We start from the raw sequence: 21,923 nt of genomic DNA on the forward strand, positions 1-21,923 counted from the left end.
CATCTCAGTCCTGTCCGATCGCCTGGATCTCGTCGACGACCACCTCGATCGCCGACGTGCGGCTGATGGCGGGCAGCGAACCTCCGGCGCCGATGTTCGAGGTCCACGTCACCTCCAGGCTCACGGTGGCCGACAGCTCGAGGCCGTCGGACGCTCTCCGATAGGTGTGGGAGCAGTCCGTCGCCGACTCGGGCAACCCGGCCCGCCACGGACGGCCGGCGTCGCAGCGGATCCCTGCTCCATCACCCAAGGACCAGGCGGTCGATGTCGGTCGGGCGGTCACCGTGACCGTGACCCGTCCCGCGGTCGCCGTCGCTTCGTAGGCCTGCCACCACCCTTGATCGACCCACAGCCATGTCGGCACGTTGACGACGAGGTCGTTCGGGTTCGGGCTCGTGCGAACAGCTGGGCCTTCGATGCCGATCGACGCCAGGGCTTGCGCGGCGAGCGCGGCGGGGTCGACGAGCCCACCCTCCGGGGTGAGGAACTGACCATCGACGGCGACCGGCCCCAAGCCCGGGCAGACGTACTGGAGCCATCGGCCGGTGTTCGAGTGCATCGTGTCGAGGGTGTCCGTGTCGTAGATCGCCATCTGGAGGTCGTCCTCGATCACGACCTCCCAGGCACAGGGGTCCGGGCTTCCTCCCGCTCCGGTCGAGGCGGTGTCCGGCGTGCCGGAACCTCCGTCCTGCGCCGTGGCGGTCGGAGAACCGCTGCCGTCGACATAGGCCCCTCCGCCCGGTCCGGGAGGACGGTTGTCGGCGAGAGCCGGTGATGCGAGGCAGAGCGTGAGCAGCCCCGCCAGGACGGCTGTCAGGAGACGAGCGCGCATCCTGCCACCCCCTCCCAGACCTGGATCGCTCGCACCGCTGAGACCCGCCACGGCCCTCCGTGCTCTCGCACGAGGTCGCCTCGGACGTTGTGGGTGCTGATGTCGTCATCGACCACCTCACCGGTGTCCTGACGCACGACGAGGCCGTCGTCGACGTAGCACTCCTGCACCACCGCGACGTCGCCCTCGATCGACACCACCTCGACTCGTTGGAAAGCGGCGGGGTGCTCCCGCTGGCGGTAGGCGAGACCCGCTTCGAGGTTGCTCTGCGCCTCCGCCACTGCCGCCTCGAGCTGAGCGCCGGTGGCGAACTCGGCCAGGCCCGGGTGGGCGGGGTCGGGAACGCCCGAGTTGGCCTCGAGCCGAGCGGCCCAGTAGCCGAGGTACCGATCGATCACCTCCTGCTCGGCGGCATCGCCGCCCGTCGGACCGCTCGTCACGGGCGGAGCCGAGGTGGTGGACGACGACGTTGGCGAGGTGGAGCTGGTCGTCGGTCGCGACGACGGGCTCGGATCCTCCGTAGTGCTCCTGCTCGTAGGCGGCCCCGGGTCGGTTCGACCGTCGTCGCCACCGCATCCGGCGGCCAGAGCCCCGATCACCAGCACCACAACCCAGGGCTGCCTCCACCTGCGTTGGCGCTGCTGGTGCTTGAGAACCATGGCCCTCTCCCCATTCGCCCGACCGATCAGGCGCCGGCCGTTCCGTGGACGGGAGGACGGGGCTGGGAGCATCGACCACGGAGCATCCGACGTGTCGGTCCGCACCGAGGATGCCGACCGAATCCTGCGGAGGCAGGACACGCCAGAACTACCCAGGCGTGTGTCGGGGCATACATGAGATGTCATGAAAAGGCAGAAGCCGCGCATGACGCACCTGGTGGGGGGAACGAGCGGTGAGACGAAGGACTCGTGCCACTGGTTCCGGGTGAGCCGCCGCATGGCTCACCCGACCAGGCGCAGCTCGCGCAGGCGGCGCTCAGCTCGCCAGCGCCGCTGGCCGATGGCGGCAGCCGTAGTGCCCTGCTCGCGAGCGAGCTCGACGAGCGTCTCGCCGTGGACCCGCGTCCGAACGATCATCGCGGCGGCCCTGGGCATGACGTGGCCCTCGAGTTCGGCGTCGCGGAGCTGGTCGAAGATCGAGTGGGAGATCACCTCGTCCTCTGGCGTCCAGCTGGACGAGGGCGGGTCGGTCACCATCTCCGCCCACTCGCCGGGAGCCTCGATCCGGCGATGTGCCCGGTAGCGCTTCTTCACGTCGAGCAGGACGTTGCCGGCGACGGAGCCCTCCCTGCCGACGGGGTAGGTGCGGATGCGTTCCCAGGCGAGCGAGATCAGCTCCTCGACGGCATTGTGATCGTCGTTCCCCGTCATGCGGGCGAGGTGGACCAGGCCCGGGAGGAGGGCCTGGAGCAGCGTCCGGGCCGCGAGGTCATCGTCGGCAGCCATGGTCACCAGTGCCCGGAGGATGGGGTCGGCCCGCCCGACGTGGCGGCGGGCGGCGAGGACGTCGTCTAGGTCGACGAGCCCGGCCAACGCCTCGTGGGTGTTCGCCCACCGGATGAGGGCGCGGCGGGCAGCGGGTCCGGTGGCGATTCGGTCCCACTCTCGGTCCAGATCTTGCGCGATTCGTGCCATCGGAGGCCTCCTCGTGTCGATGAGCACGGGGAGGATCTGATGGAGGGGTCGTGCGAACTGTCGTGAGACGAGTCGTGCTTGCGAAGGTTCCCGCACGATCACGTCCCTCGGATGAGGGATCGGCGAGGGGTCCGCGGCCTAGCGAGCCGTGGAACGGCATCACCTGATCACCATCTCGCCGGCAGGCCACCCCGACCCTCGGGTCGCGCGCGCCGGCTTCGACCTCGAGCACGCCTACATCGAGCGGTGCTGGGCACCGGTGCTCGGACCGACGTCGACGGCCCTCCTCCGCCGACTACCGGCGCTCTGGGCGGAGGCCGAGCCGGCGCGGATGGACTTCGGTGAGCTCTCCCGCTCCCTCGGCGTCGGCACCGGTCGTGGAGCGCACAGCCCGCTCTCGCGAACGATGGATCGGCTCGCGCGCTACCGCTTCGCCCGGCCAGCGGCGGACGGCCGGTGGGAGGTCTTCCGCCAGGTGCGCCCCCTGGAGGCCCACGAGCTCCGCCGGCTGCCGGAGTGGTCCCGCCGGATGCACACCGAGCTGCTCGACCGGCACATCGCCGGCCTCACCAGCACGACGCCGGCCGCACAGCTCACCGCCCGACTCGACCGCATCCAAACCCGCCGACCACCAGACCACCGACCCATCACCGCCACCCCATCCAGACACCTCGAACCATGACCCCACCACGACCGAACAGCCACCTACGCACCCGCCCATCCCCCGACCCATCCACCTCCCCACCGACCCAACAGATGCGACAGGCACACATTTGCGGGTTCCCCTCCGGGGAACCCGCCGCCCGCCGTCGCCGGGCCGTCCCGTGAAGTTCACCGTCACCCCGCTGGGCGGGGGCCGGAGCGCTGTGGCGCAGGTGGTCGATGGCATCGTCCGGTACCTCCAGCCCCGGACCACAAGTGCCGGTCGCCCGGCGGGCGAAGCCGAGGGACCGTCGAGGTACTACGCCGACAGCGGTGAGGAGCCGGGGCGCTGGTCCGGGCGGGCGGCCGAGCTTGCCGGTCTTCGAGGCCGGGTGCGCACGGACGAGTTCGCTGCGGTGCTGTCGGGACGTGATCCCGGGACCGGCGAACGCCTGATCACGGCGCAGGGCTCGGCGGGCCGCCGTCATGACCTGGGTGCAGGTCGCCACACGGTGACCACGGCAGAAGGGGTGCACCTGTACGACGAGGCGGATGCTGCCGCCGCCCTCGGGTTGACCAGGTCGGAGGTGGGTCGGATGTTGGATGTCGGGGCGGCGCTCGCCGTGGCTCAGCTCGCCGCGCCGACCGAAGACGATCGTGTGGAGGATCGTGCGCACAGTCGTGCTCGCGATCGTGCTCGCACGATGTCCCAGGTCAGGGGCTCGTACCTGGTACCGATCTTCGTGGACGGGCACCGATGGGTGACCGAGGAGGAGCTGGCCTCGTGCGATGCCGCTCGCAGCGTGGGGACCGATCCTGACGCAGTCCGGGCGCTCGGCGACGACGGCGACCAGCTGCCGATCGCCGAGGCTGCCCGCCTCGCCGGGGTCACGACGCGCTACCTCCGCCAGCTGGCCGGCCGCTACGAGGACGAGGGACCGGAGATCGAGCGACGCGTCGCTGCCGGGCGCCAGCCGCGCCGTGCCTACCTGGTTGCCCACAGGGGCACGAAGGGCCGCTGGCTGGTGACCCGCCAGGAGCTGGCCGCCTTCCTCGAACGGCGACGGCCGCCGGCGGTCCGAGTGGCATACGACGTGACGGCGACGACCGAGAAGTCCCTCGGCGTGCTCGCGCTTCTCGGTGACACCGCAGCGCGAGAAGCGGTGCTCGGCTCGATCCAGGCCGGCAACGACTGGGCCATGGGCTGGCTCGAGGAGCACGCCGCCTACGGCCGCGTAGGCGGCAAGCCGGTAAAGGCCGAAGGGTGGATGGTGGCCTCCTTCCGGCACCTGACGTCCCGCTCGCTGGACCCCTTCCCCCACCACCACAACGTCGTGGCCAACACCGTCACCCTCCCCGACGGGAGCCACCGCGCGCTGGATGCCCGCGGCCTCTATCGGCACGCTCAGGCTGCATCCGCTCTCGCCACGGCCGAGATGCGCCACCAGCTGTCGGCTCGACTCGGCGTGCGGTGGCGGCCTGGACGGCGCGGCGGGTGGGAGATCGCCGGCATCGACGACCGCGTCGTGCGCGAGTTCTCGAAGCGGCGCAACGAGATCGACGATGCCCTCCGCGAGCTGGAACACGAGATCGGTCGGGGCGCCCACCCCGGAGAGATCGAGACGATCGTCCTCCGCACCCGGCCGGCCAAGAGCCACACGCCGGTCTCGAAGCTCACGGCCGAGTGGTGGGCGCGCGCCGCCGCCCTGGGCCTCGACCTCGATGCCCTATCGCTGCTGGTGGGTCGGCCGCCTCAGGACGTCGAGCCCGACGCCGCAGATGTGTTCGCCCTCCTGGCGGCACCGGATGGAGTCTGCGAAGGAGGCTCGGTGTTCACCCGGTCCGTCGCACTCGCAACGCTCGTCGACCTCCCGGTTCCCGACGAGGACGGCACCACACAGCCATTCCTCGTCGGAGCCGCCCGGCTCGAAGGGCTGATCGACGACTTCCTCGCGTCCGAGCACGTCGTGTGCCTCGTCGGCGACGGCGAGCCGCTCTACGCGACCGTCGAGGCCCTCCGCATCCAGGAGCGCATCGCTGATCGCTACGCTCGCGGCCTCCATCGCGGCGGCCATGGCGTGCCCGCTCCGGCGCTCAACGCGGCTCTCGACGGACACCCCCATCTGACGGACGAGCAGCGGGCTCTAGTCCGCTCCTGGTGTACGGGCGGTCACCGCTTCCAGGCGGCCATCGGCCGTGCCGGTGCAGGCAAGACCACCACCGTGGCCGCCTGCGCCGACGCCTGGTCAGCCGCAGGCCACCGGGTCCTCGGCGCAGCGGTAAAGGGCGAGGCCGCTCGTACGTTGGCAGCGGCCACCGGCATCGAGTGCGAGACACTCGCCTGGTACCTCGCCCACGATGACCCCGAGGCTCTCCCCCTCGACTCGCGCACGGTACTCGTGGTCGACGAGGCCTCGACCATCGGCGACCGCGACCTCGACGCGATCATGACCATGGCCGCTCGCACCGGGGCCTCCCTCCGGTTCATCGGCGATCCTGCTCAACACGGTGCGGTGCCCGCCGGAGGCATGTTCCGCGTCCTGTGTGAACGACACCCCGCCACGACCCCCGAGCTGCGCACGACCCACCGCGTCCAACATCCGAACGACCGAGCCGCGGCCGAGGCCCTCCGCGACGGCCGCATCGCCGAAGCCCTTGACCGGCTCGAGGCCGCCGGGCACCTTCACATCGCCCCCGACGACCTCTCCATGTACCGCCAGATCCTCGGCCGCTGGTGGGACTCCCACCAGGCCGGACTCGACCACCCAATGGTCGATCGTCGAAATTTGACCCGACGCCAGCTCAATCGCCTCGCACACCACCTGCTCCGGGCTCACGGTGAGGTCGCTCCAGACGAGGTCCTTGCGAGCGACGACCGCCGGTTCTCCGTCGGAGATCGAGTCACCGCACGGGTGCCAGACCGGGATCTCCACGTGCCCGGCGACCGGCACGCCTACGTCCGCAACGGTGCCCTCGGGACCATCACCGCCGCCAGATGTGATCCGAGCGACCCCGCCAGCGACACGCTGACCGTCGCCTTCGATGGCATCGGCACGATTGACGTCCCCCGCACCTTCTTCGACCGCCACGACCGAGGGGCCCGCTCGGAGGTGGGGCTCGACCACGCCTACGCCTTGACGAGCTACGCCGTCCAGGGTTCCACCCACGCCGTATCGACGAGTCGCATCGACCCCACGGCGACCCGCTCCGAGACGTATGTCGACATCACCCGTGGACGCTCCGCCAACCATCTCTACCTCACGGCGGCGGCCAACCAGCTCGATGACGAGGCCCTTCCCCGAGCACCCGGCCCCTCGCCCGACGAAGCCGTGGAACGGCGTCTCGAACGCTCCACCGGTGAGCTGACCGCCTACGAGCTGGCCCACGCCGACGCCACGGTGCGCTCGTCACGATCACCCGCAGGACTCCACCTGTGAGGTTCTCAGTCGGCGATTGGCCTAGGAAGTCGAACCCGGCCACGCGAGGTGCCTGATGCAAAGTCCCCCTGGCAGCACCGAGGTGCTCACGATCGAGGAAGCGGCCACAGTGCTCCGCATCAGCCGAGGCGCGGCGTACGCCCTCGCCCGCCGATGGCGTGAGACAAGTGGCCGCGAGGGCATCCCTTGTCTCCAGCTCGGTCGGTCCCTCCGAGTCCCTCGCGACGCTCTGCACGAGATGCTTGCCCACCCGGAATCGGCCGGCCCACCCGGACCAGGCCCGGAACTTGGCGACCGCGGCATCCGGATTCGGGTAGAAGACTGCGCCGATCCGTCGCTTGCAACTGGCCTAGCCTCGGCGCTCGCCGACGGCGGTGATCCTCGCCATGGCCGCGTGGCCCGCCGGAGTCCGCCAGACCCGCTCATCGTCGGCGCATGCCACGCCGGCTCGGATCAGGCGAACCAGTGATCGCTCCTTCTTCGACGCTGAGAGAGCAGAACGCCTGACCCACCAGCTGCGCTCGGCTGACGCCGTCTTGGTCGGCGTAGGCCATCACGATGTAGTCGACGGCGTCGTCCTCACCCGGCGAGCCTGAGTGACCTTCTGGGTACATGTGTGTTTTTGCATATCCGGTTAACTCCAGTGGCGTGGCGTCCCGCGAGGTGGTGTAGGTCGACGTCAGCGTGATGCACGTCGTGTTCTGAACAGTGTGGTTCAGGCGGTGATGGCCAGGGGCGGCTCGGCCGCCCCGTCGGGCGATCGCAAGGAGGCTCCGAGCGCTGGCGCGGAGTCGACGGTCTCGACGCCACCGACATCGTCGAGCAGGTCGGGCAGCTCGGCGATGAAGTCGCGGTCGCCACCCTCAGGCCGTCGTCCCGGGCAAACACGAGGTAGGCGGCGTCCCGAGATTGCTCGGTGGGATCAGGCCTCGCGGAGAATGTCGTCGGCGACGACCGACGGCGACGACGTCATAGAGGCGGGCCTTCCCTCATCATGTGGGGCGGAAGCGGATCGGGCTGCCTTCGACGCGCATGATCATGCCGTCATCCTCGAGGAGGTCGAGGTGGCCGAGGGCCTCGGACACCCCGAGCATGCGGCTGAAGCCCTCGAGCTCGGGGAACATGACGATGGCGACCTCGAAGGCGGTCGGCTGTCCGCAGGATCTGACGATGTCGAGGACGTCGAGCGCGCGGGCTGCGTGGTGGTCTCGTGTGTGCGCAACGAGCGCCGGGACGTCGGTGAAGGCGGAACCATGTCCTGGCAGCACCAGGCCGGGGTCCATGGCGGTGAACCTGTCGAGGGAGCCGAGGTACTCGCTGAGGCTCCGCCGGCGCCCGTCGGGGACGTCGTCGTCAGGCTCGAGGACGGGGTTGGGGGTGATGTGGCCCAGGAGGTGATCCCCCGACAGCAGCATGTCGCCGGCGGGGTCGTGGAGCGAGAGGTGACCGGTCGCGTGGCCGGGCGTCACGTGGGCGGTCCACGTCCTGCCGCCGAGCTCGATGGGGTCGAGATCGTCGACGGGAAGGAGGCGGTGGTCGGCAATCGGCGTGGTGAGCGATCGGACGCCGTCGTAAAACGTCGCAAGGTCGGCACGCAACGATCCCGGGATTCCGACGCGCTCGCTCAGCTCCGACCGCTGGGTGCGCCCGAACTCGCCGCGCAGCTTCGTCAACTCCGCTCTGCCGCAGACGACAGGGGCGTCGGCGAGCTCGGCCAGCCATCCAGCGGCGCCGAAGTGGTCCGGGTGGCCATGGGTCACCACGACGGCATCCACATCGGCGGTCCCGATGCCGGCTACGGTGAGGAAGGCCTGGAGCTGGGAGGTGCTGTCGCTCCACATCATCCCCGGATCGACCACGGTAGTCGTCGAGCCGAGCAGCAGGTAGCAGTTCACCGTTCCGACCGGGAACGGTGTCGGGAGCTGCGCTCGGAGTGTGCCGGCGGGGAGCTCCTCGATCGCGGGGACAATCACGGGGGCGGTCATGGGATGTCTTCCGGTCGGAGACCCGACCAGAACATGGGCACGAGCTCGCTGCTGACGGCCTCGGCGTCGAGGCCGCCGTCGATCACGAGGCAGCGCAGGCCGACGACGGTGACCGCCCCGTAGAGCGCGGTCGCCGCCAGCTCGGGGTCGACGGCGCGGATGGAGCCATCACGACCGCCGAGGACGAGGAGCTTGCGCACCGGCTCGTGGAACGACGCGTTGATGGCCGCGGCGATGTCGGGCAGCTTTCCGGCCTTGCCGAGGTTCGAGGTCAGGAGCTGTGCCGTTGCGGGGTACTCGGCGAGATGCGCCAGCTGTGCCCGGACCACTGCTGCGAGACGTTCGGGGACGGCCAAGGTGGGGTCATCGGCGTCAGCCACCGACTCGGTGAGGCGGTCCAGCATGCGCCGGAGGAGGAAGGCCAGCACGTCCTCCTTGCTCGAGAAGTAGTAGTAGAGCGTCGCTCGCGGCACGCCGCTGGCTGCGGCGATGTCGTCGATGCGGACGTCATCCCAGGAGGCGACGAACCCGCCGGCGGTCGCGATCAGCTTGTCGGCCATGGCCTCGGGAACGGCCCTCATGAGGTGAGCTCGGGATCGGTGACGGCGGTGACGCGCAGGCCCTCGAGGCCCCGGAGTGTGATGCTCTGGCGCCACGTCGGCTCCTCGATGAGCTCGATCCTCGCGAACCGCTCGAGCATCCGACCGAAGACGACCTCGCCCTCCAGCCGGGCGAGATGGGCGCCGAGGCAGTGGTGGATGCCCCAGCCGAAGCTGAGCGGGTTGTTGGGACTGCGGCCGACGTCGAACACGTCGGGCTCGGTAAAGACCTGCGGGTCCCGGTTGGCCGCCCCGAGGAAGGTGACGACCGATGTACCGGCCTCGACCGGGTGTCCGTCGACCTCGGCGTCGACGAGGGCAGTGCGGGCGTCGAGCTGCACGGGGCTCTCGAAGCGCAGCATCTCCTCGACGGCCGTCAGCAGCAGGCTCGGGTCGGCGCGGAGCCGAGCCAGCTGGTCCGGATGGCGGAGCAAGCACAGGGTGCCGTTGCCGATGAGGTTGGTGGTCGTCTCGAACCCCGCGCCAAAGAGCAAGATCGCCGTCGAGACCAGCTCATCTTCTGTGAGGCGGTCACCATCAGCGTCCTCGATGGCGATCATCGCCGAGAGCAGGTCGCCCGACGGCCTCCTCCTCCGCCGGGCGACCAGGTCGTGGAAGTACTCCGACATCTCCCCCATCGACCGCTGGGCATCGGCGAGGGCTTCGGCGCTCGGCGCCGCCTCGATCATCGCCGTCGACGCCCGGACCAAGGTGCGGAACTGGTCTCGGTCCTCTTCAGGGACGCCGACCAGCTCACCGATCACCGCCACCGGGAAGCGGAAGGCCACGGCGTCAAGAAGGTCCACGTCCTGGCCCCCCCCGGCAGCGTCGAACAGCGGATCGACGAGCTCGACAAGTCGCGGTCGGAGCTCCTCGACGCGGCGGGGCGTGAAGGCGCGTGACACCAGGCCCCGCAGCCGAGTGTGGTCGGGAGGATCGGCGAAGAGCATGTTGCGCGAGGCACGGCGCATCTCGCCGGACCGCACCGCCACCTCGGCGTCGGCCATCGCCCCCATCATGGACCCGTTGCCGCGTCCGAACCGAGGGTCGTGGAGCACGTGCTTGGCTACGCCGTAGTCGCTGACGAACCACACCCCGGTCGACGGCGAACAGTGCACCGCCCGACCCTCGCGGAGCCGACGGTACAGCGGGTACGGATCGGCCCGGCCGGTCTCACCCCCGAGGATCTCGAACACCACCTCATCGGCCTCCCCTGCACTGAGCATCTCAACGGCCGATCTAGATCTCATGTCCAGGAAAACTACAACACGGATGACCAGTCGGCCATGGTCGGTGGGACGAGCATCGCCGAGGAGCACGACGCTGACGGGCAAGGAGCTCCTGCACCGAGACGCCATCGAGGTGCGGGCGCCGACACCCACCGATCCGACTGTGGGTCGGAATGCTCCGTGACCTGACATCGGCCCGGTGATCCGCGAGACGATCACCGACTCGTGTTGCACGCCGCTACTGTCTGGCTCGGCATCGAAGCAACAGGAGCGTGCCGCAGATGGACTTCGACCTGCCGGGCGCCGACCACCCGGACCGCAAGGCGATCCGTGAGTGGCTGGCGGAGCGCCCGGCGCCGACTGGGCGCCAGCTCGCGGAGGCCGGCTACGTGGCGCCGCACTGGCCGGCGCCGTGGGGTCTCGACGCCGACCCGATCCAGCAGCTCGTCATCGATGACGAGCTCAAGCGGGCCGGCGTCCGCCGACCGTTGAACCCCATCGGCATCGGTTGGGCCGGCCCGACGATCCTGCACGCCGGCACCCAGGAGCAGAAGGATCGGTACCTGATGCCGCTGCTCGCCGGGGAGGAGGTGTGGTGCCAGCTGTTCTCCGAGCCTCAGGCCGGCTCCGACCTGGCCAACCTGGGCACCCGGGCGGTGCGCGACGGCGACGAGTACGTGATCACCGGCCAGAAGATCTGGACGTCGCTGGCGCAGCTCTCCGCCTACGGCATCCTGATCGCCCGCACCGACCCGGACCAACCCAAGCACCAGGGCGTGTCGTACTTCATCTGCCCCATGGACGCACCGGGCATCGAGATCCGCCCCATCATCGCGATGACCGGAGGTCACACGTTCAACGAGGTGTTCCTCACCGACGTGCGCATCCCGGCCGAGAACCTCGTGGGAGAGGAGAACCGCGGCTGGTCGCTGGCCAAGGTGACCCTGGGCAACGAGCGGGTCTCGCTGTCCTCCGGCGGGGCCCTGTGGGGCCACGGGCCCACCGCCGCTGACCTCCTCGACGTCGTCCGCGAGCACGGCAGCATCGACGATCCGCTGCTGCCCCAGCGCCTGGCCCAGCTCCGCATCGAGTCCGAGCTTCTGCGGCTCATCCGCCTGCGCACCGTCACGGCCGCCATCAAGGGTGAGCCTCCGGGGCCGGAGGCATCGATCCGCAAGGTGATGGCCGACGAGCACGGGCAGCACATCATGGAGGTGGCCAAGGACCTGGCTGGCACGGCGGGCGTGCGCGACGACGTGGGACCCTTCGGTGGCGACGCCGACGTGTGGGCCCACGGGTTCCTCTTCGCCCCCGCCCTCACCATCGGTGGCGGCACCGGCGTGGTGCAGCGGAACATCATCGGCGAGCGGGTGCTGGGGCTTCCTCACGACATCGACGTGGAGCAGGGCCTGCCCTGGGCGGAGGCGAGGCGGCGATGAGCACGCCCGAGCACGACGTCGTCGTCGTCGGCGCCGGCTTCGCCGGCCTCTACCAGCTCCACCACCTGCGCGACCTCGGTCTGCGGGTCACACTGCTTGAAGCCGGCACCGGGCTGGGCGGCATCTGGTACTTGAACTGCTACCCGGGCGCCCGCGTCGACTCACACGTGCCCCTCTACGAGTACTCCGACGAGGCCCTCTGGAAGGACTGGTACTGGGACGAGCGCTTCCCCGACTGGCAGGCGCTGCGCCGCTACTTCGACCACGTCGACTCCGTCTGGGGCCTGCGCGACGACATCCGGTTCAGCACCCGGGTGGCGGGCGCGTCGTGGGACGAGGAGCAGCGGTGCTGGGACGTGCGCACCGACGGTGGCGAGACGCTGCGCACGCGGTTCGTGGTGCTGTGCACCGGCTTCGCCGCCAAGGCCTACGTTCCGGACCTCCCGGGCCTCGCCGACTTCGGCGGCGAGTGGTCGCACACGGCCCACTGGCCCCAGGACGGCATCGATCTGACCGGCCGGCGGGTGGCGGTGCTCGGAACCGCCGCCAGCGGCGTCCAGGTGATCCAGGAGGCGGCCCGGGTCGCCGAGCACGTCACCGTGTTCCAGCGCACGCCGATCCTGGCCCTGGCCATGCAGCAGCGCCGCCTCACCCGCGACGACCAGGACGAGGCCAAGCCCGGGTACCCGGAGATCTTCGCGCGGCGCACCCAGACCAACAGCGGCTTCGCCTACCCCGAGCGCGGGGTCAACACCTTCGACGTGTCCGAGGCCGACCGGCTCGAGACCTACGAGCGGCTGTGGCAGGAGGGCGGCTTCGCCTTCTGGGCCGGCGGCTACTCGGACCTGCTGCTGGACGAGGTGGCCAACCGCACCGCCTACGACTTCTGGCGGACCAAGGTCCACGAGCGCGTGCACGACCCCGCCGTCGCCGCGATCCTCGCCCCGGCCGAGCCACCCCACCCCTTCGGGGTGAAGCGGCCGTCGCTCGAGCAGTGGTACTACGACGCCTTCAACCAAGACAACGTCGAGCTGGTCGACCTGCGGACCACGCCCATCGAGGCCGTCACCGCCAGCGGGGTGCGCACCACCGCCGGCGAGTACCCGTGCGACCTGCTGGCGCTGGCCACCGGCTTCGACGCGGTCACCGGTGGCCTGGTCAGCATCGACCTGCGCGGCACCGAGGGCCAGACGCTGGGCGAGCACTGGGCCGGCGGGGTCCGCACCCACCTGGGCCTGGCCAGCCAGGGGTTCCCCAACCTCTTCTACCTGTACGGGCCCCAGAGCCCGTCGGGGTTCTGCAACGGGCCCACGTGCGCCGAGGTCCAGGGCGACTGGGTGGTCGAGCTGCTCGCCCACCTGCACGGCACCGGCACCACCCGCATCGAGGCCACGGCCGAGGCGGAGGAGGAGTGGCGGGGCATGGTCCACGGCATCGCCGAGATGACGCTGTTCCCCCGGGCCGACTCCTGGTACATGGGGGCCAACATCCCGGGCAAGCCCCGAGAGATGCTCAACTGGCCCGGCGGCCTGCAGCTGTACCTGGCCTCGTGCCAGGACGCGGCCGCGGCGGGCTACCGGGGCTTCCACCTCGCCGGCGGCGGCTGAGCGCCGCCACCGGCGAGCTGCGGTTCAGGCCATGTCCAGGCCGGCGAAGTCACCCGAGGTGCGCCAGGCGTCGATGTAGGAGAAGAACGCCAGCGGCCCGCCCGGGAAGCCCAGAACGTTGGCCCGCTGGGCAGCCGTGGCCGGCTGGCCCTCGTTGTTGTAGTAGCCGGGCGTGCACTCGGGTGATCCGGGCACGTACAGGGACCGGCGGCCGTCCCCCTCACCGTCGTCGCCCCCGCCGAGCAGGGGGCTCGGCGGGCCGTCGTGGAGGCGCTGCAGCCACGACTCTTCGGCTTCGGCGGTGGCCTCCACGGTGCGGCAGCCCCGCTCGACGGCGGCGCCGACCACAGCGGCGATCGTCGCCCCGGCCTCGCTCATGTTGTGCGGAACGTTGGCGATGTGGTTGGCGCCCTGGCTCAGCTGCACGATGAAGGCGTTGGGGAACCCGTGCACGTGGATGCCGTGCAGGGTGCGCATGCCGTCGGCCCAGTGCTCGCACAAGCGGAGCCCGTCCCGGCCAACCAGGTCGAACCCGCACCGGGACACGAAGTCGGTGCCGACCTCGAAGCCGGTGGCCCACACGATGCAGTCGACCTCGTACTCCCGGCCGGCCACGACCACCCCACGCTCGGTGACGCGTTCGATACCCTTGCCGTCGGTGTCGACCAGGGTGACGCCACGACGGCCGAAGGCGTCGAGGTACTCGTCGTGGAAGCAGGGCCGCTTGCACAGCTGCCCGTACCAGGCCTTGAGCGCCTCGGCGGTCGCCGGGTCGGCGACGACGGAGTCGACCCGGGCCCGGATCTCCTCCATCTTCTCGAAGTCGGCGTCTTCGAACGCGTCGAGGAGGGCGTCGGCGTCGAACGCGCCGCCCTCGGCCATGCGGGCCATGACCTTCGCCTTGACACGGCGGGAGATGTCGGTCCAGCCGTCGGCCACGAGGTCTTCGTCGGCGCCGAAACCGCCCATGGTGTTGGCGGTGAAGTTCTCCAGCCAGCGTTGCTGCCACCCGGGCGTGGCGATGCCGGCGAACCACGCGGGGTCGGTGGGCGCGTTGCCCCTGATGTCGACCGACGACGGCGTGCGCTGGAGCACGTACAGCTCGCCGGCGTCGCGAGCCAGGTGCGGCACGCATTGCACGGCGGTGGCCCCGGTGCCGACGATGGCCACCCGCTTGTCGGCCAGGCCGGTCATGGGCGAGCCGTCGGGACCGCCCCCGGTGTAGGCGTAGTCCCAGCGACTGGTGTGGAACGAGTGCCCCTGGTACGTCTCGATGCCGGGCAGGTCTGGCAGCTTGGCCACGTGCAGGGGCCCGGTGCCGACGCCGAGGAACTGGGTGGTGAACCGGTCGCCCCGGTCGGTGGAGACGACCCACACCTGCTCGGCGTCGTCCCAGAGCAGGTCGGTGACCTCGGTGTGGAACAGGGCATCCTCGTACAGCCCGTACTGGCGCCCGATCCGCCGGCAGTGCTCGAGGATCTCGGGCGCGTGGGCGTACTTCTCGGTGGGCATGTGCCCCGTCTCCTCCAGCAGCGGGAGATAGACGAAGGACGCAGTGTCGCACTGGGCGCCCGGGTAGCGGTTCCAGTACCAGGTGCCGCCGAAGTCCCCGGCCTTGTCGAGGATGCGCACGTCGCTCACGCCGGCCTCGGCCAGGCGGGCGCCGGTGACGAGCCCGGCGAACCCGCCGCCCACGAAGGTGAAGGTGACGTGGTCGGTGACCGGCCCGCGGGGCTGCACGGGCAGGTACGGGTCGCGCACCAGCTCGCCGGCGAGGCGCCGGTACTGGGCGTTGCCCTCCCGGCGGAGCCGCTTGTCGCGCTCGGCCCGGTAGCGGCGGCGCAGCGCCTCCTTGTCGATGGCCGGGGATGTCTCGGTGGTGGTCACGGTGCGGCTCTACAGGTTCATGGACAGCTGGGGGTCATGCCCTTGCAGGATGGCGCCGGCCCGGGTCTCGACCGCCGGCATCATGTCGGGGTGGGTGAAGACGTAGAAGGCGCCCTCGCGCACCGCGTCGACCACCAGTGCGGCCACCTCGGCCGGGTCCATCCCCGAGGAGAGCACCCGGCGGAGCATGTCCACCGCCATGCCGGCCGACTCGCCGGAGGGCGCGTCGGCCTGCCCTCCTCCGGGGCGGTTGCGCTCCGAGGAGTGGATGTTGGTGTTCACCCACCCCGGGCACAGCACCGACACCCCCACGCACGAGCCCGTCATCGCGAGCTCGTGGAACAGGGCTTCGCTGATGGCCACGACGGCGAACTTCGACGCGCCGTACGGGGCCATGAACGGGGCGGACACATGGCCAGCGAGAGAGGCGGTGTTGACGACGTGGGCCGGCTCGCCGTGGGCGAGCATGCCGGGCAGGAAGGCGCGCAGGCCGTGGATGACGCCCCAGAGGTTGACGCCGAGCACCCACTCCCAGTCCTTCGTGGTCAGTTCCCAAGTGAGCCCGCCGGCACCGACGCCGGCGTTGTTGCACAGCAGGTGCACGGGGCCGAAGACGTCGACCGCCTCGGCGGCCAGGGCGTCGACGGCCTCGCCATCGGACACGTCGGTGATCACCGGGTGCACCTGCGCCCCCCGCTCGCGCAACCTGTCTGCGGCCTGTTCGAGCGCCGGCGCCTCGACGTCGGCCATCACCACCCGGGCGCCGTCGCCTGCGAAGCGCTCGGCCAGCGCGAAGCCGATGCCGCTCGCTGCGCCGGTGACGACCGCCGTGCAACCGGCGACGTCGGGCAGCGTCATGCCCCTGCACCGGCGGTCTCGAGGTGGTGGAGCTCGGCCAGCAGGTCGGCGCCCCTGGGGTGCGACGCGAGGGCGTGCTCGAGCTCGCTGACGGTCGCCGCCCGGTTCTGGTCCTCGAGCCGGCCGAGGGACTCGGCCAGGGACGTCTCCCACATCGGCCCGATGATGTCGGTCCCCGGGTACTTGCGGCCGGACTCGCCGATGAAGGTGCGGTCGCGCATCTCTGTGAGCGCGGTGCGCAGGTACTCCACGTGCGGCGTCTCGTCGGCGCGGATGTAGGACACGATGCGGGCGGCCTCGCCCTCGCCGGCGACCAGCCCGGTGTCGGAGAGCAGCTCCTCGGCCCACGCGAAGGTGTGGAACGCCTTGATCTCCACGAACAGCACCCGCAGCATCGTGGAGATCAGCAGCTCCAGGCCGGGGTCGAGGTCCTCGAAGGCGCGCTTGTCCATGAACCGCTGCCGGGCGCCGACGGGGTCGGGCTCGGCCCCGAACGCGATGCCCATGCGCTGCATCATGAGCGCGGTCTCGTCGTGGGTGACCGGGTTCTCGAAGGCGATGTCGCGGGTGGCGTACCACATGCGGTCGTGCCCGGCCTCCTCGCCGAAGCCGGCCTCGTCGCGGGCGTGGGCCTCGACCAGGCCCCTGGCCAGGTGGTCCAGCGCCGTGCCGCGGATGTCGTCGTCGAAGAACCTCTGCATGTCGGCCGGGGCCAGGAAGCGGATCATGGCCCCGAACCCCTCGACCGTGCCGATGCGGGTCAGCGTGGCGATGATCGGCTCGCGCACGCCGCTGCGGAGCAGGAACCGGGCCTGCTCCACGGTCGGGTAGTTCCCCGGCCAGGTCTCCATCGGGGCGTGGAGGATCTCGGTGCCGAAGTCCTTGCGGTGCGCCTCCTGCCAGGCGGCGATGGCCGAGCCCCGCACCGCGGTGCGAGGCGACACGTAGGTACCGTCGGCCAGGAACCCACCGTGGCACCGGATGCCACCGGCGATCAACGGCTCCTCGATGGGATGGGTGGTCAGCAGGTCGTCGGCGGCGAACTCGAGCGTGTGGGCCATCTGGTCCTCCTCACGGTGGCGGGCCCATGGCCCCCCCGGAGCACGGACCGTAGGCGCGTGTCTACAGTTGTGCAACCCACCGCTCGCCGCTCAGCGGCGAGGGCGGCCGTCGAGGTCGAGCAGCGAGGCCATGGCCGCGAACCACTGCTCGGGCACGTCGTCGCCGGCGCCGGTGGCGGCCTGGATGAAGTCGCGCAGCAGGAGCCAGCCGAAGGAGAAGGCGAAGGCCATGAGGTCGCTGGCGTCGAGGTCGGCGTGGTCGCCGATCGCGGCCCGCAGCGTCTCCACCATCCGGTGCCCGCCGGCTAGGTCGGAGCCCAGCACGTCGGCCAGCTCCCCGTCGAGCATGGCCCGGGTGAGCACCATCCAGTACGTGCGGTTGTCCTCCAGCGTGTGGAAGGCGTCGAGCGCGCTGGCCACCGTCGCCTGGCGGAAGGGATCCGTCGCCGCCAGGCGCTGCGCCAGGTGATCGTGGACGGCGCCTACCAGGCGCTGCTTCGAGCCGAAGTGGCGGTGGATCAGGCCGTGGTTCACCGCAGCGGCCCGGGCGATCTCGCGCAGCGACGTGGCCGCTGGCCCCTTCTCGGCGAACAGCACCGAAGCCGCCTCCAGGACCGCCTCCTTGACCTCGTGCTCGCCGCGGGGTGAACAAGAGACCCCGAAGGCCCGACACGCCCGGGCGACGCCGACCCGCGACGCCCACGCCTCGATCAGATCGGTCATGGCTTGTTCCTGGTCGGCTCGGCGCTGCTGCGGGACATCTCATGCAGCAGCGCCGAGACTTTTGCCTGGGCCTCGATCAGCTCGTTCGCCGTGCCCAGCTCGCCTTCGAGCTGGGCGACCCGGTCACGCAGCCGGGCCAGCTCGGCCCGGGTGCGGTCCGTCTTCGGGCGACCCGTGGGCCGATCGGCCAGACCCTCCAGCGCCCCCTGGTCGCGCTGGTTGCGCCAGTGGGCGATCAGCTGCGAGTACAGGCCCTCCCGCCGGCAGATCTCGCCCACGGCGCCCGGCTCACGGTCGCCTTGGCCTGGTCGATCTCGGTCAAGATGTCGAGCTTGTACTGCGCCGGCCACGTCCGCTTCGCACGGCGCACCTCGGTCTCATCAGCGGTCATCGTTGTCATGATCTCTCACCTCCTCCGCCCCAATCGTTGCGGCTACAGCATCAAGCAGCCACCATCTGACAGGTAGGGGATCTGCGGAGATGAAGCGCTCACCTCAGGAGTCGCGCGACGGCGTCGGCCACGACGCCCGCACGGCTCCCCGACGTGGCAGCGCTGACGAGATCCAGCTCGGCGGGCGCTGAGGCCCAGACCGCGGCGATGTGGTGGACGAGCATCAGGGTGACGTCCGGCGGATATCGATCCGACACCCGGCCTTCGCGCTGGGCTGCGGCGATGAGGTCGACCCTGGCCCTGATGTTGTGAACGGCGATCTCGTGGGGCGCATCGCTCGACCGTTCGAGGCGGTGCCAGGTGGCCAGCCGCCGCAGATCGGGGTGCTCCTCGTAGGCTTCGACCAAGCGTGCTGCGTAGCCGGGCAGGTCGTACACGTCGAGTGGGATGCCAGTGACCACCTGTGCAACCACAGTGGAGAAGACAGCGTCGAAAAGCTCGTTCTTGCTTTCGAAGTAGTGGTACATCAGCGCCTTGTTCGTCTTGGCGATCACGGCGATCCGGTCGACCCGGGCCCCGGCGATGCCGTGGGTGGCGAACTCCTCGCGGGCGGCGGCGAGCAAGCGCCGTCGGGTGGCGCTGGCGTCTCTCATGGAGTCACGACTCGTCGTCCTGGCCCGCTCGTCGGCCGGGATCCGTCCATCGCGTCGACTCGGTGCACGCAGTCGTCCACTCCATGGTTTGGCAGAGCGCCTCGATGTCGGATCCCCAGCGGTCTGGCTCGACCGGACAAGGCACTTCGACGACGGGTCTAGACATCACGTCCAAAAGTGTAGGCGGGGCGGCGGAGCGGGTCTAAGTGGTTGACACACGATCAGGATGCGTCGAGCTCGAGACGAAGGTGGTCGAGGCCGTGCCGCAGGACGTCTTGCACCACCGCCACTGCGTGCATCGCCCGATCGGCCGGACCGAGCTCGACGTGGGTCCAGATCTCGGTACCCGGATGGAGGTACCGGTGAGCGCCAGGGCGCATCACCGCGCGCACGGTGAGGTGGGCACGAAACCACAGGTCGCCGGTGGCCCCGACCACGAGGAGAGCGCCGTCCTCCGGCAGCCATTCCTCGTGGGCACGCTCGAGCACGAGGTCGCCGGCTCCTGACGCGATCGTGGTTCGCGATCCATCGCGGCGGCCACCGAACCAGGCGGCGATCGCCGTCGGCCCGTCCAGGCACGAGAGCGCTTCCTGGGGAGGACACGCCACCACGACGTGCTCGTCGACTCGGACGAAGCGCTCCCTCACCATGGCCTGCTCGGCGCCTTGGCGGCGCCGCCACGTGCCACGATCGGCGTGGTTTGCGCATCGGCTGGGCTCATCGGGAGTGGCACGTTCACGTGTCGGGCGGAACGATGAGCACAGGTCGGTCGCACTCGTGCACAAGCCGTTCACTCATGCTCGTGCGTGATCCGCAGGGGAAGCGGCGTCGCCCGCTGCGCCCGATGGCAACCCAGGTCGCGTCGTGGTCGGTCGCGGCCCGGGCCAGCTCGGTGATGGGATCACCGCGGCGGACCTCGAACCGCCACCGGAGATCGGTGCCGGCCAGGACCACTTCGCAGTCCAGGTGACAGCGATCGACGACCTCGTCGTCGGTGACGGCGAGCGCTCCGGCGCCACTGACGGGAGCGGTGGTGACGAGAGGGTGAGTGCGGACCACGTGGACGGCGACGATGCGGTGGCCGGTCAGGGCGGCCTGTCGAGCAGCGACGGCGAGCGCCGCCAGAGACCCGTCGGATCCGTCGAGGCCCACCACGACGGTTAGCGCCTCCATGACCTCACGCCGGCGTCCTCACCGCTCGTGCAGCGGGGGCCCCAGCTCGGGGACATTGATGGCCGAGCGGGTCATCGGGACGCTCCGTCCGCATCGATGGGGACGGTGCCGTCGTCGGTGAGCTCGTCGACGGTCGCCTCTCCGCCGACCACCTCGGCCAACGCGATCTCCGCGCCTTCGAGGGTGGAGCCGATGTGTGCGGTGTCCTTGAGCGGAAGCCCGGGAAGCGCGATCGCGATCGCCACGCCGATCACCAACAGGGGCACCGTGCACAGGAAGATCGCCGTGATCGAATCGGCCATCGCCTCGGTCACGGGCAGCAGGATGTCCGGCGGGAGAGCCTGGATCTGCTCCGGGGTGGCGGTCAGCGCCTCAGGGCTCAGTCCAGCCGAACCCAGCGCACCCGCGGAGAAGATCGCGGCGAGCTTGTCGTCGAGCAGGGTGGCGAACAGCACCCCGAAGAGCGACACCCCGAAGGACCCACCGAGGCTGCGGAAGAAGTTCACCGAGGACGTCGCGACCCCGAGGTCCTTGAAGTCGGCGGCGTTCTGCACGGCGAGGACCAAGACCTGCATGACCATGCCGAGTCCCACGCCCACGATCAGCATGTACAGGGAGCTGGCGGCCCGAGTCGTGTCGGGCTCCATCGTCGACAACAGGTACATGCCGACCGCAGCCACCCCCATGCCCGCGATGGGCCACCTCCGGTAGTGACCGGTCTTGGCGATGACTCGTCCAGAGAGGATCGAGGTGGTCATGAGTCCGGCCATGAGCGGCAACAAGAGGAGGCCGGAGTTGGTGGCAGTGGCTCCGGTGGCGACCTGGAGGAACAACGGCAGGAACACGATCGCGCCGAACATCGCGCCGCCGAGGAGGAACGACAGCGCGACTCCGGCGCTGAAGACGCGGCCGCGGAACAGCCGAAGCGGCAGGATCGGTTCTGGAGTGCGGGTCTCCCACCAGAGGAACACGGCAGTGAGCACGACGGAGCCGCCGAGGAGCCCGACGATGACCGCCGAATCCCACGGGTACTCGCTGCCACCCCACACGAGACCCAACAGCAGCGTCGAAACGCTCGCAACGAGCAGCGCCGCTCCGGCGAAGTCGATCTTGTGGTCCTGGCGCGCGAAGGGCAGGCGCAGCACGGCGCTCGTGATGACCAGGGCCATGATCCCGATCGGGACGTTGACGTAGAAGACCCATCGCCACGTGAGGTTGTCGACGAAGAACCCACCGAGCAGTGGTCCTGCCACGGAGGCGACTGCGAACACCGCCCCCAGGTAGCCCGTGTAGCGGCCTCGCTCCCGGGGCGAGACGATGTCGCCGATGATGGCGAACGCCATGGCCATCAGGCCACCGGCTCCGATCCCTTGGATGCCGCGGAACACGATGAGCTGGAGCATGTCCTGGGAGAGCCCACACAGGACCGATCCCAGGACGAAGATGACGATGGCCGACTGGAACATCAGTCGGCGGCCATAGATGTCTGACAGCTTCCCGTAGAGCGGGGTGCTGGCGGTGGTGGTCAACAGGTAGGCCGTGACGACCCATGAGAGGTGGTCGAGGCCGCCGAGCTCGCCCACGATGGTCGGCAGCGCAGTCGACACGATCGTCTGGTCGAGGGCGGCGAGGAGCATGCCGGCCATCAGTCCGCTGAAGACCACCAAGATCTGCCGGTGGGTGAGACGAGAGGCGGGAAGCGCCGCGACGTCGCGCATGGTTGCACCCTACAACCATTTGGTTGTAGGGTGCAAGGACTACCATCGGTGGGGT

The 21,923-nt window shown here is 70.2% G+C and carries 20 protein-coding genes; 5 read left to right on the forward strand and 15 right to left on the reverse strand.

The features are described from left to right. Positions 1-4 precede the first annotated feature (4 nt). The 3 genes from HC251_RS19560 to HC251_RS19570 all read right to left on the reverse strand — a co-directional run bounded on the left by HC251_RS19560 (position 5) and on the right by HC251_RS19570 (position 2,466). Complete coding sequence (locus tag HC251_RS19560; protein WP_219942285.1) at positions 5-613, reverse strand: hypothetical protein; 609 nt, start codon at positions 611-613, stop codon at positions 5-7. A gap of 200 nt (positions 614-813) precedes the next feature. Next, complete coding sequence (locus tag HC251_RS19565; protein WP_219942286.1) at positions 814-1,272, reverse strand: hypothetical protein; 459 nt, start codon at positions 1,270-1,272, stop codon at positions 814-816. 501 nt (positions 1,273-1,773) lie between these two features. Next, positions 1,774-2,466, reverse strand: coding sequence for a hypothetical protein (locus HC251_RS19570; RefSeq protein ID WP_219942287.1), 693 nt, complete (start codon positions 2,464-2,466; stop codon positions 1,774-1,776). 148 nt (positions 2,467-2,614) lie between these two features. Between HC251_RS19570 and HC251_RS19575 the strand changes: the two genes are divergently transcribed. From HC251_RS19575 to HC251_RS26395, 3 genes are all read left to right on the forward strand, one after another. After that, positions 2,615-3,148 (forward strand): hypothetical protein, encoded by a 534-nt coding sequence (locus HC251_RS19575; protein WP_219942288.1) that lies wholly within the window; start codon positions 2,615-2,617, stop codon positions 3,146-3,148. Positions 3,149-3,290: 142 nt separating this feature from the next. Further along, positions 3,291-6,545 (forward strand): MobF family relaxase, encoded by a 3,255-nt coding sequence (gene mobF / locus HC251_RS19580; RefSeq protein ID WP_219942289.1) that lies wholly within the window; start codon positions 3,291-3,293, stop codon positions 6,543-6,545. A gap of 55 nt (positions 6,546-6,600) precedes the next feature. Further along, positions 6,601-7,014 (forward strand): helix-turn-helix domain-containing protein, encoded by a 414-nt coding sequence (locus HC251_RS26395; RefSeq protein ID WP_370651262.1) that lies wholly within the window; start codon positions 6,601-6,603, stop codon positions 7,012-7,014. 523 nt (positions 7,015-7,537) lie between these two features. Here HC251_RS26395 and HC251_RS19590 read toward each other — a convergent pair. Genes HC251_RS19590 through HC251_RS19600 form a run of 3 tightly spaced genes read right to left on the reverse strand, consistent with a single transcriptional unit; the run spans position 7,538 to position 10,463 of the window. Continuing rightward, entirely contained in the window at positions 7,538-8,530 is a 993-nt protein-coding gene (locus tag HC251_RS19590; RefSeq protein WP_219942291.1) for an MBL fold metallo-hydrolase, read from the reverse strand. After that, on the reverse strand, positions 8,527-9,111 hold the full coding sequence (locus tag HC251_RS19595) for a TetR/AcrR family transcriptional regulator (protein ID WP_219942292.1): 585 nt from the start codon (positions 9,109-9,111) through the stop codon (positions 8,527-8,529). Before HC251_RS19595 ends, HC251_RS19590 begins: the two co-directional genes overlap by 4 nt. Continuing rightward, positions 9,108-10,463, reverse strand: coding sequence for a cytochrome P450 (locus HC251_RS19600; RefSeq protein WP_219942293.1), 1,356 nt, complete (start codon positions 10,461-10,463; stop codon positions 9,108-9,110). Before HC251_RS19600 ends, HC251_RS19595 begins: the two co-directional genes overlap by 4 nt. A 176-nt stretch (positions 10,464-10,639) precedes the next feature. On the opposite strand from HC251_RS19600, the gene HC251_RS19605 reads away from it, so the two are divergent. Beyond that, complete coding sequence (locus tag HC251_RS19605; RefSeq protein WP_219942294.1) at positions 10,640-11,797, forward strand: acyl-CoA dehydrogenase family protein; 1,158 nt, start codon at positions 10,640-10,642, stop codon at positions 11,795-11,797. After that, the gene (locus HC251_RS19610; RefSeq protein ID WP_219942295.1) at positions 11,794-13,404 is read left to right on the forward strand and encodes an NAD(P)/FAD-dependent oxidoreductase; all 1,611 of its coding nucleotides are present in this window, start codon (positions 11,794-11,796) and stop codon (positions 13,402-13,404) included. Before HC251_RS19605 ends, HC251_RS19610 begins: the two co-directional genes overlap by 4 nt. A 24-nt stretch (positions 13,405-13,428) precedes the next feature. Here HC251_RS19610 and HC251_RS19615 read toward each other — a convergent pair whose 3' ends face one another. The 9 genes from HC251_RS19615 to HC251_RS19655 all read right to left on the reverse strand — a co-directional run bounded on the left by HC251_RS19615 (position 13,429) and on the right by HC251_RS19655 (position 21,868). Beyond that, on the reverse strand, positions 13,429-15,291 hold the full coding sequence (locus tag HC251_RS19615) for an NAD(P)/FAD-dependent oxidoreductase (RefSeq protein WP_219942296.1): 1,863 nt from the start codon (positions 15,289-15,291) through the stop codon (positions 13,429-13,431). Between the two features lie 9 nt (positions 15,292-15,300). Then, positions 15,301-16,149: an SDR family NAD(P)-dependent oxidoreductase gene (locus HC251_RS19620; RefSeq protein WP_219942297.1), complete on the reverse strand. Its 849-nt coding sequence runs from the start codon at positions 16,147-16,149 to the stop codon at positions 15,301-15,303. After that, positions 16,146-17,210 carry a hypothetical protein gene (locus HC251_RS19625; RefSeq protein ID WP_219942298.1) on the reverse strand — a complete coding sequence of 355 codons (1,065 nt, stop codon included), beginning with the start codon at positions 17,208-17,210 and terminating at the stop codon, positions 16,146-16,148. The genes HC251_RS19620 and HC251_RS19625 overlap by 4 nt, the downstream gene beginning before the upstream one ends. A gap of 90 nt (positions 17,211-17,300) precedes the next feature. After that, complete coding sequence (locus tag HC251_RS19630) at positions 17,301-17,933, reverse strand: TetR/AcrR family transcriptional regulator (RefSeq protein WP_219942299.1); 633 nt, start codon at positions 17,931-17,933, stop codon at positions 17,301-17,303. Beyond that, complete coding sequence (locus HC251_RS19635) at positions 17,930-18,211, reverse strand: helix-turn-helix domain-containing protein (protein ID WP_219942300.1); 282 nt, start codon at positions 18,209-18,211, stop codon at positions 17,930-17,932. Before HC251_RS19635 ends, HC251_RS19630 begins: the two co-directional genes overlap by 4 nt. Before the next feature lie 211 nt (positions 18,212-18,422). Then, positions 18,423-18,977 carry a TetR family transcriptional regulator gene (locus HC251_RS19640; protein WP_219942301.1) on the reverse strand — a complete coding sequence of 185 codons (555 nt, stop codon included), beginning with the start codon at positions 18,975-18,977 and terminating at the stop codon, positions 18,423-18,425. Positions 18,978-19,198: 221 nt separating this feature from the next. Continuing rightward, the gene (locus HC251_RS19645) at positions 19,199-19,627 is read right to left on the reverse strand and encodes a hypothetical protein (RefSeq protein WP_219942302.1); all 429 of its coding nucleotides are present in this window, start codon (positions 19,625-19,627) and stop codon (positions 19,199-19,201) included. A gap of 85 nt (positions 19,628-19,712) precedes the next feature. Then, positions 19,713-20,150: a universal stress protein gene (locus tag HC251_RS19650; protein WP_219942303.1), complete on the reverse strand. Its 438-nt coding sequence runs from the start codon at positions 20,148-20,150 to the stop codon at positions 19,713-19,715. 71 nt (positions 20,151-20,221) lie between these two features. Then, positions 20,222-21,868 (reverse strand): MDR family MFS transporter, encoded by a 1,647-nt coding sequence (locus tag HC251_RS19655; RefSeq protein ID WP_219942304.1) that lies wholly within the window; start codon positions 21,866-21,868, stop codon positions 20,222-20,224. Positions 21,869-21,923: the final 55 nt, after the last annotated feature.

This window comes from Iamia sp. SCSIO 61187 (genome assembly GCF_019443745.1).
In the GTDB taxonomy this organism is placed as follows: Bacteria; Actinomycetota; Acidimicrobiia; order Acidimicrobiales; family Iamiaceae; genus Iamia.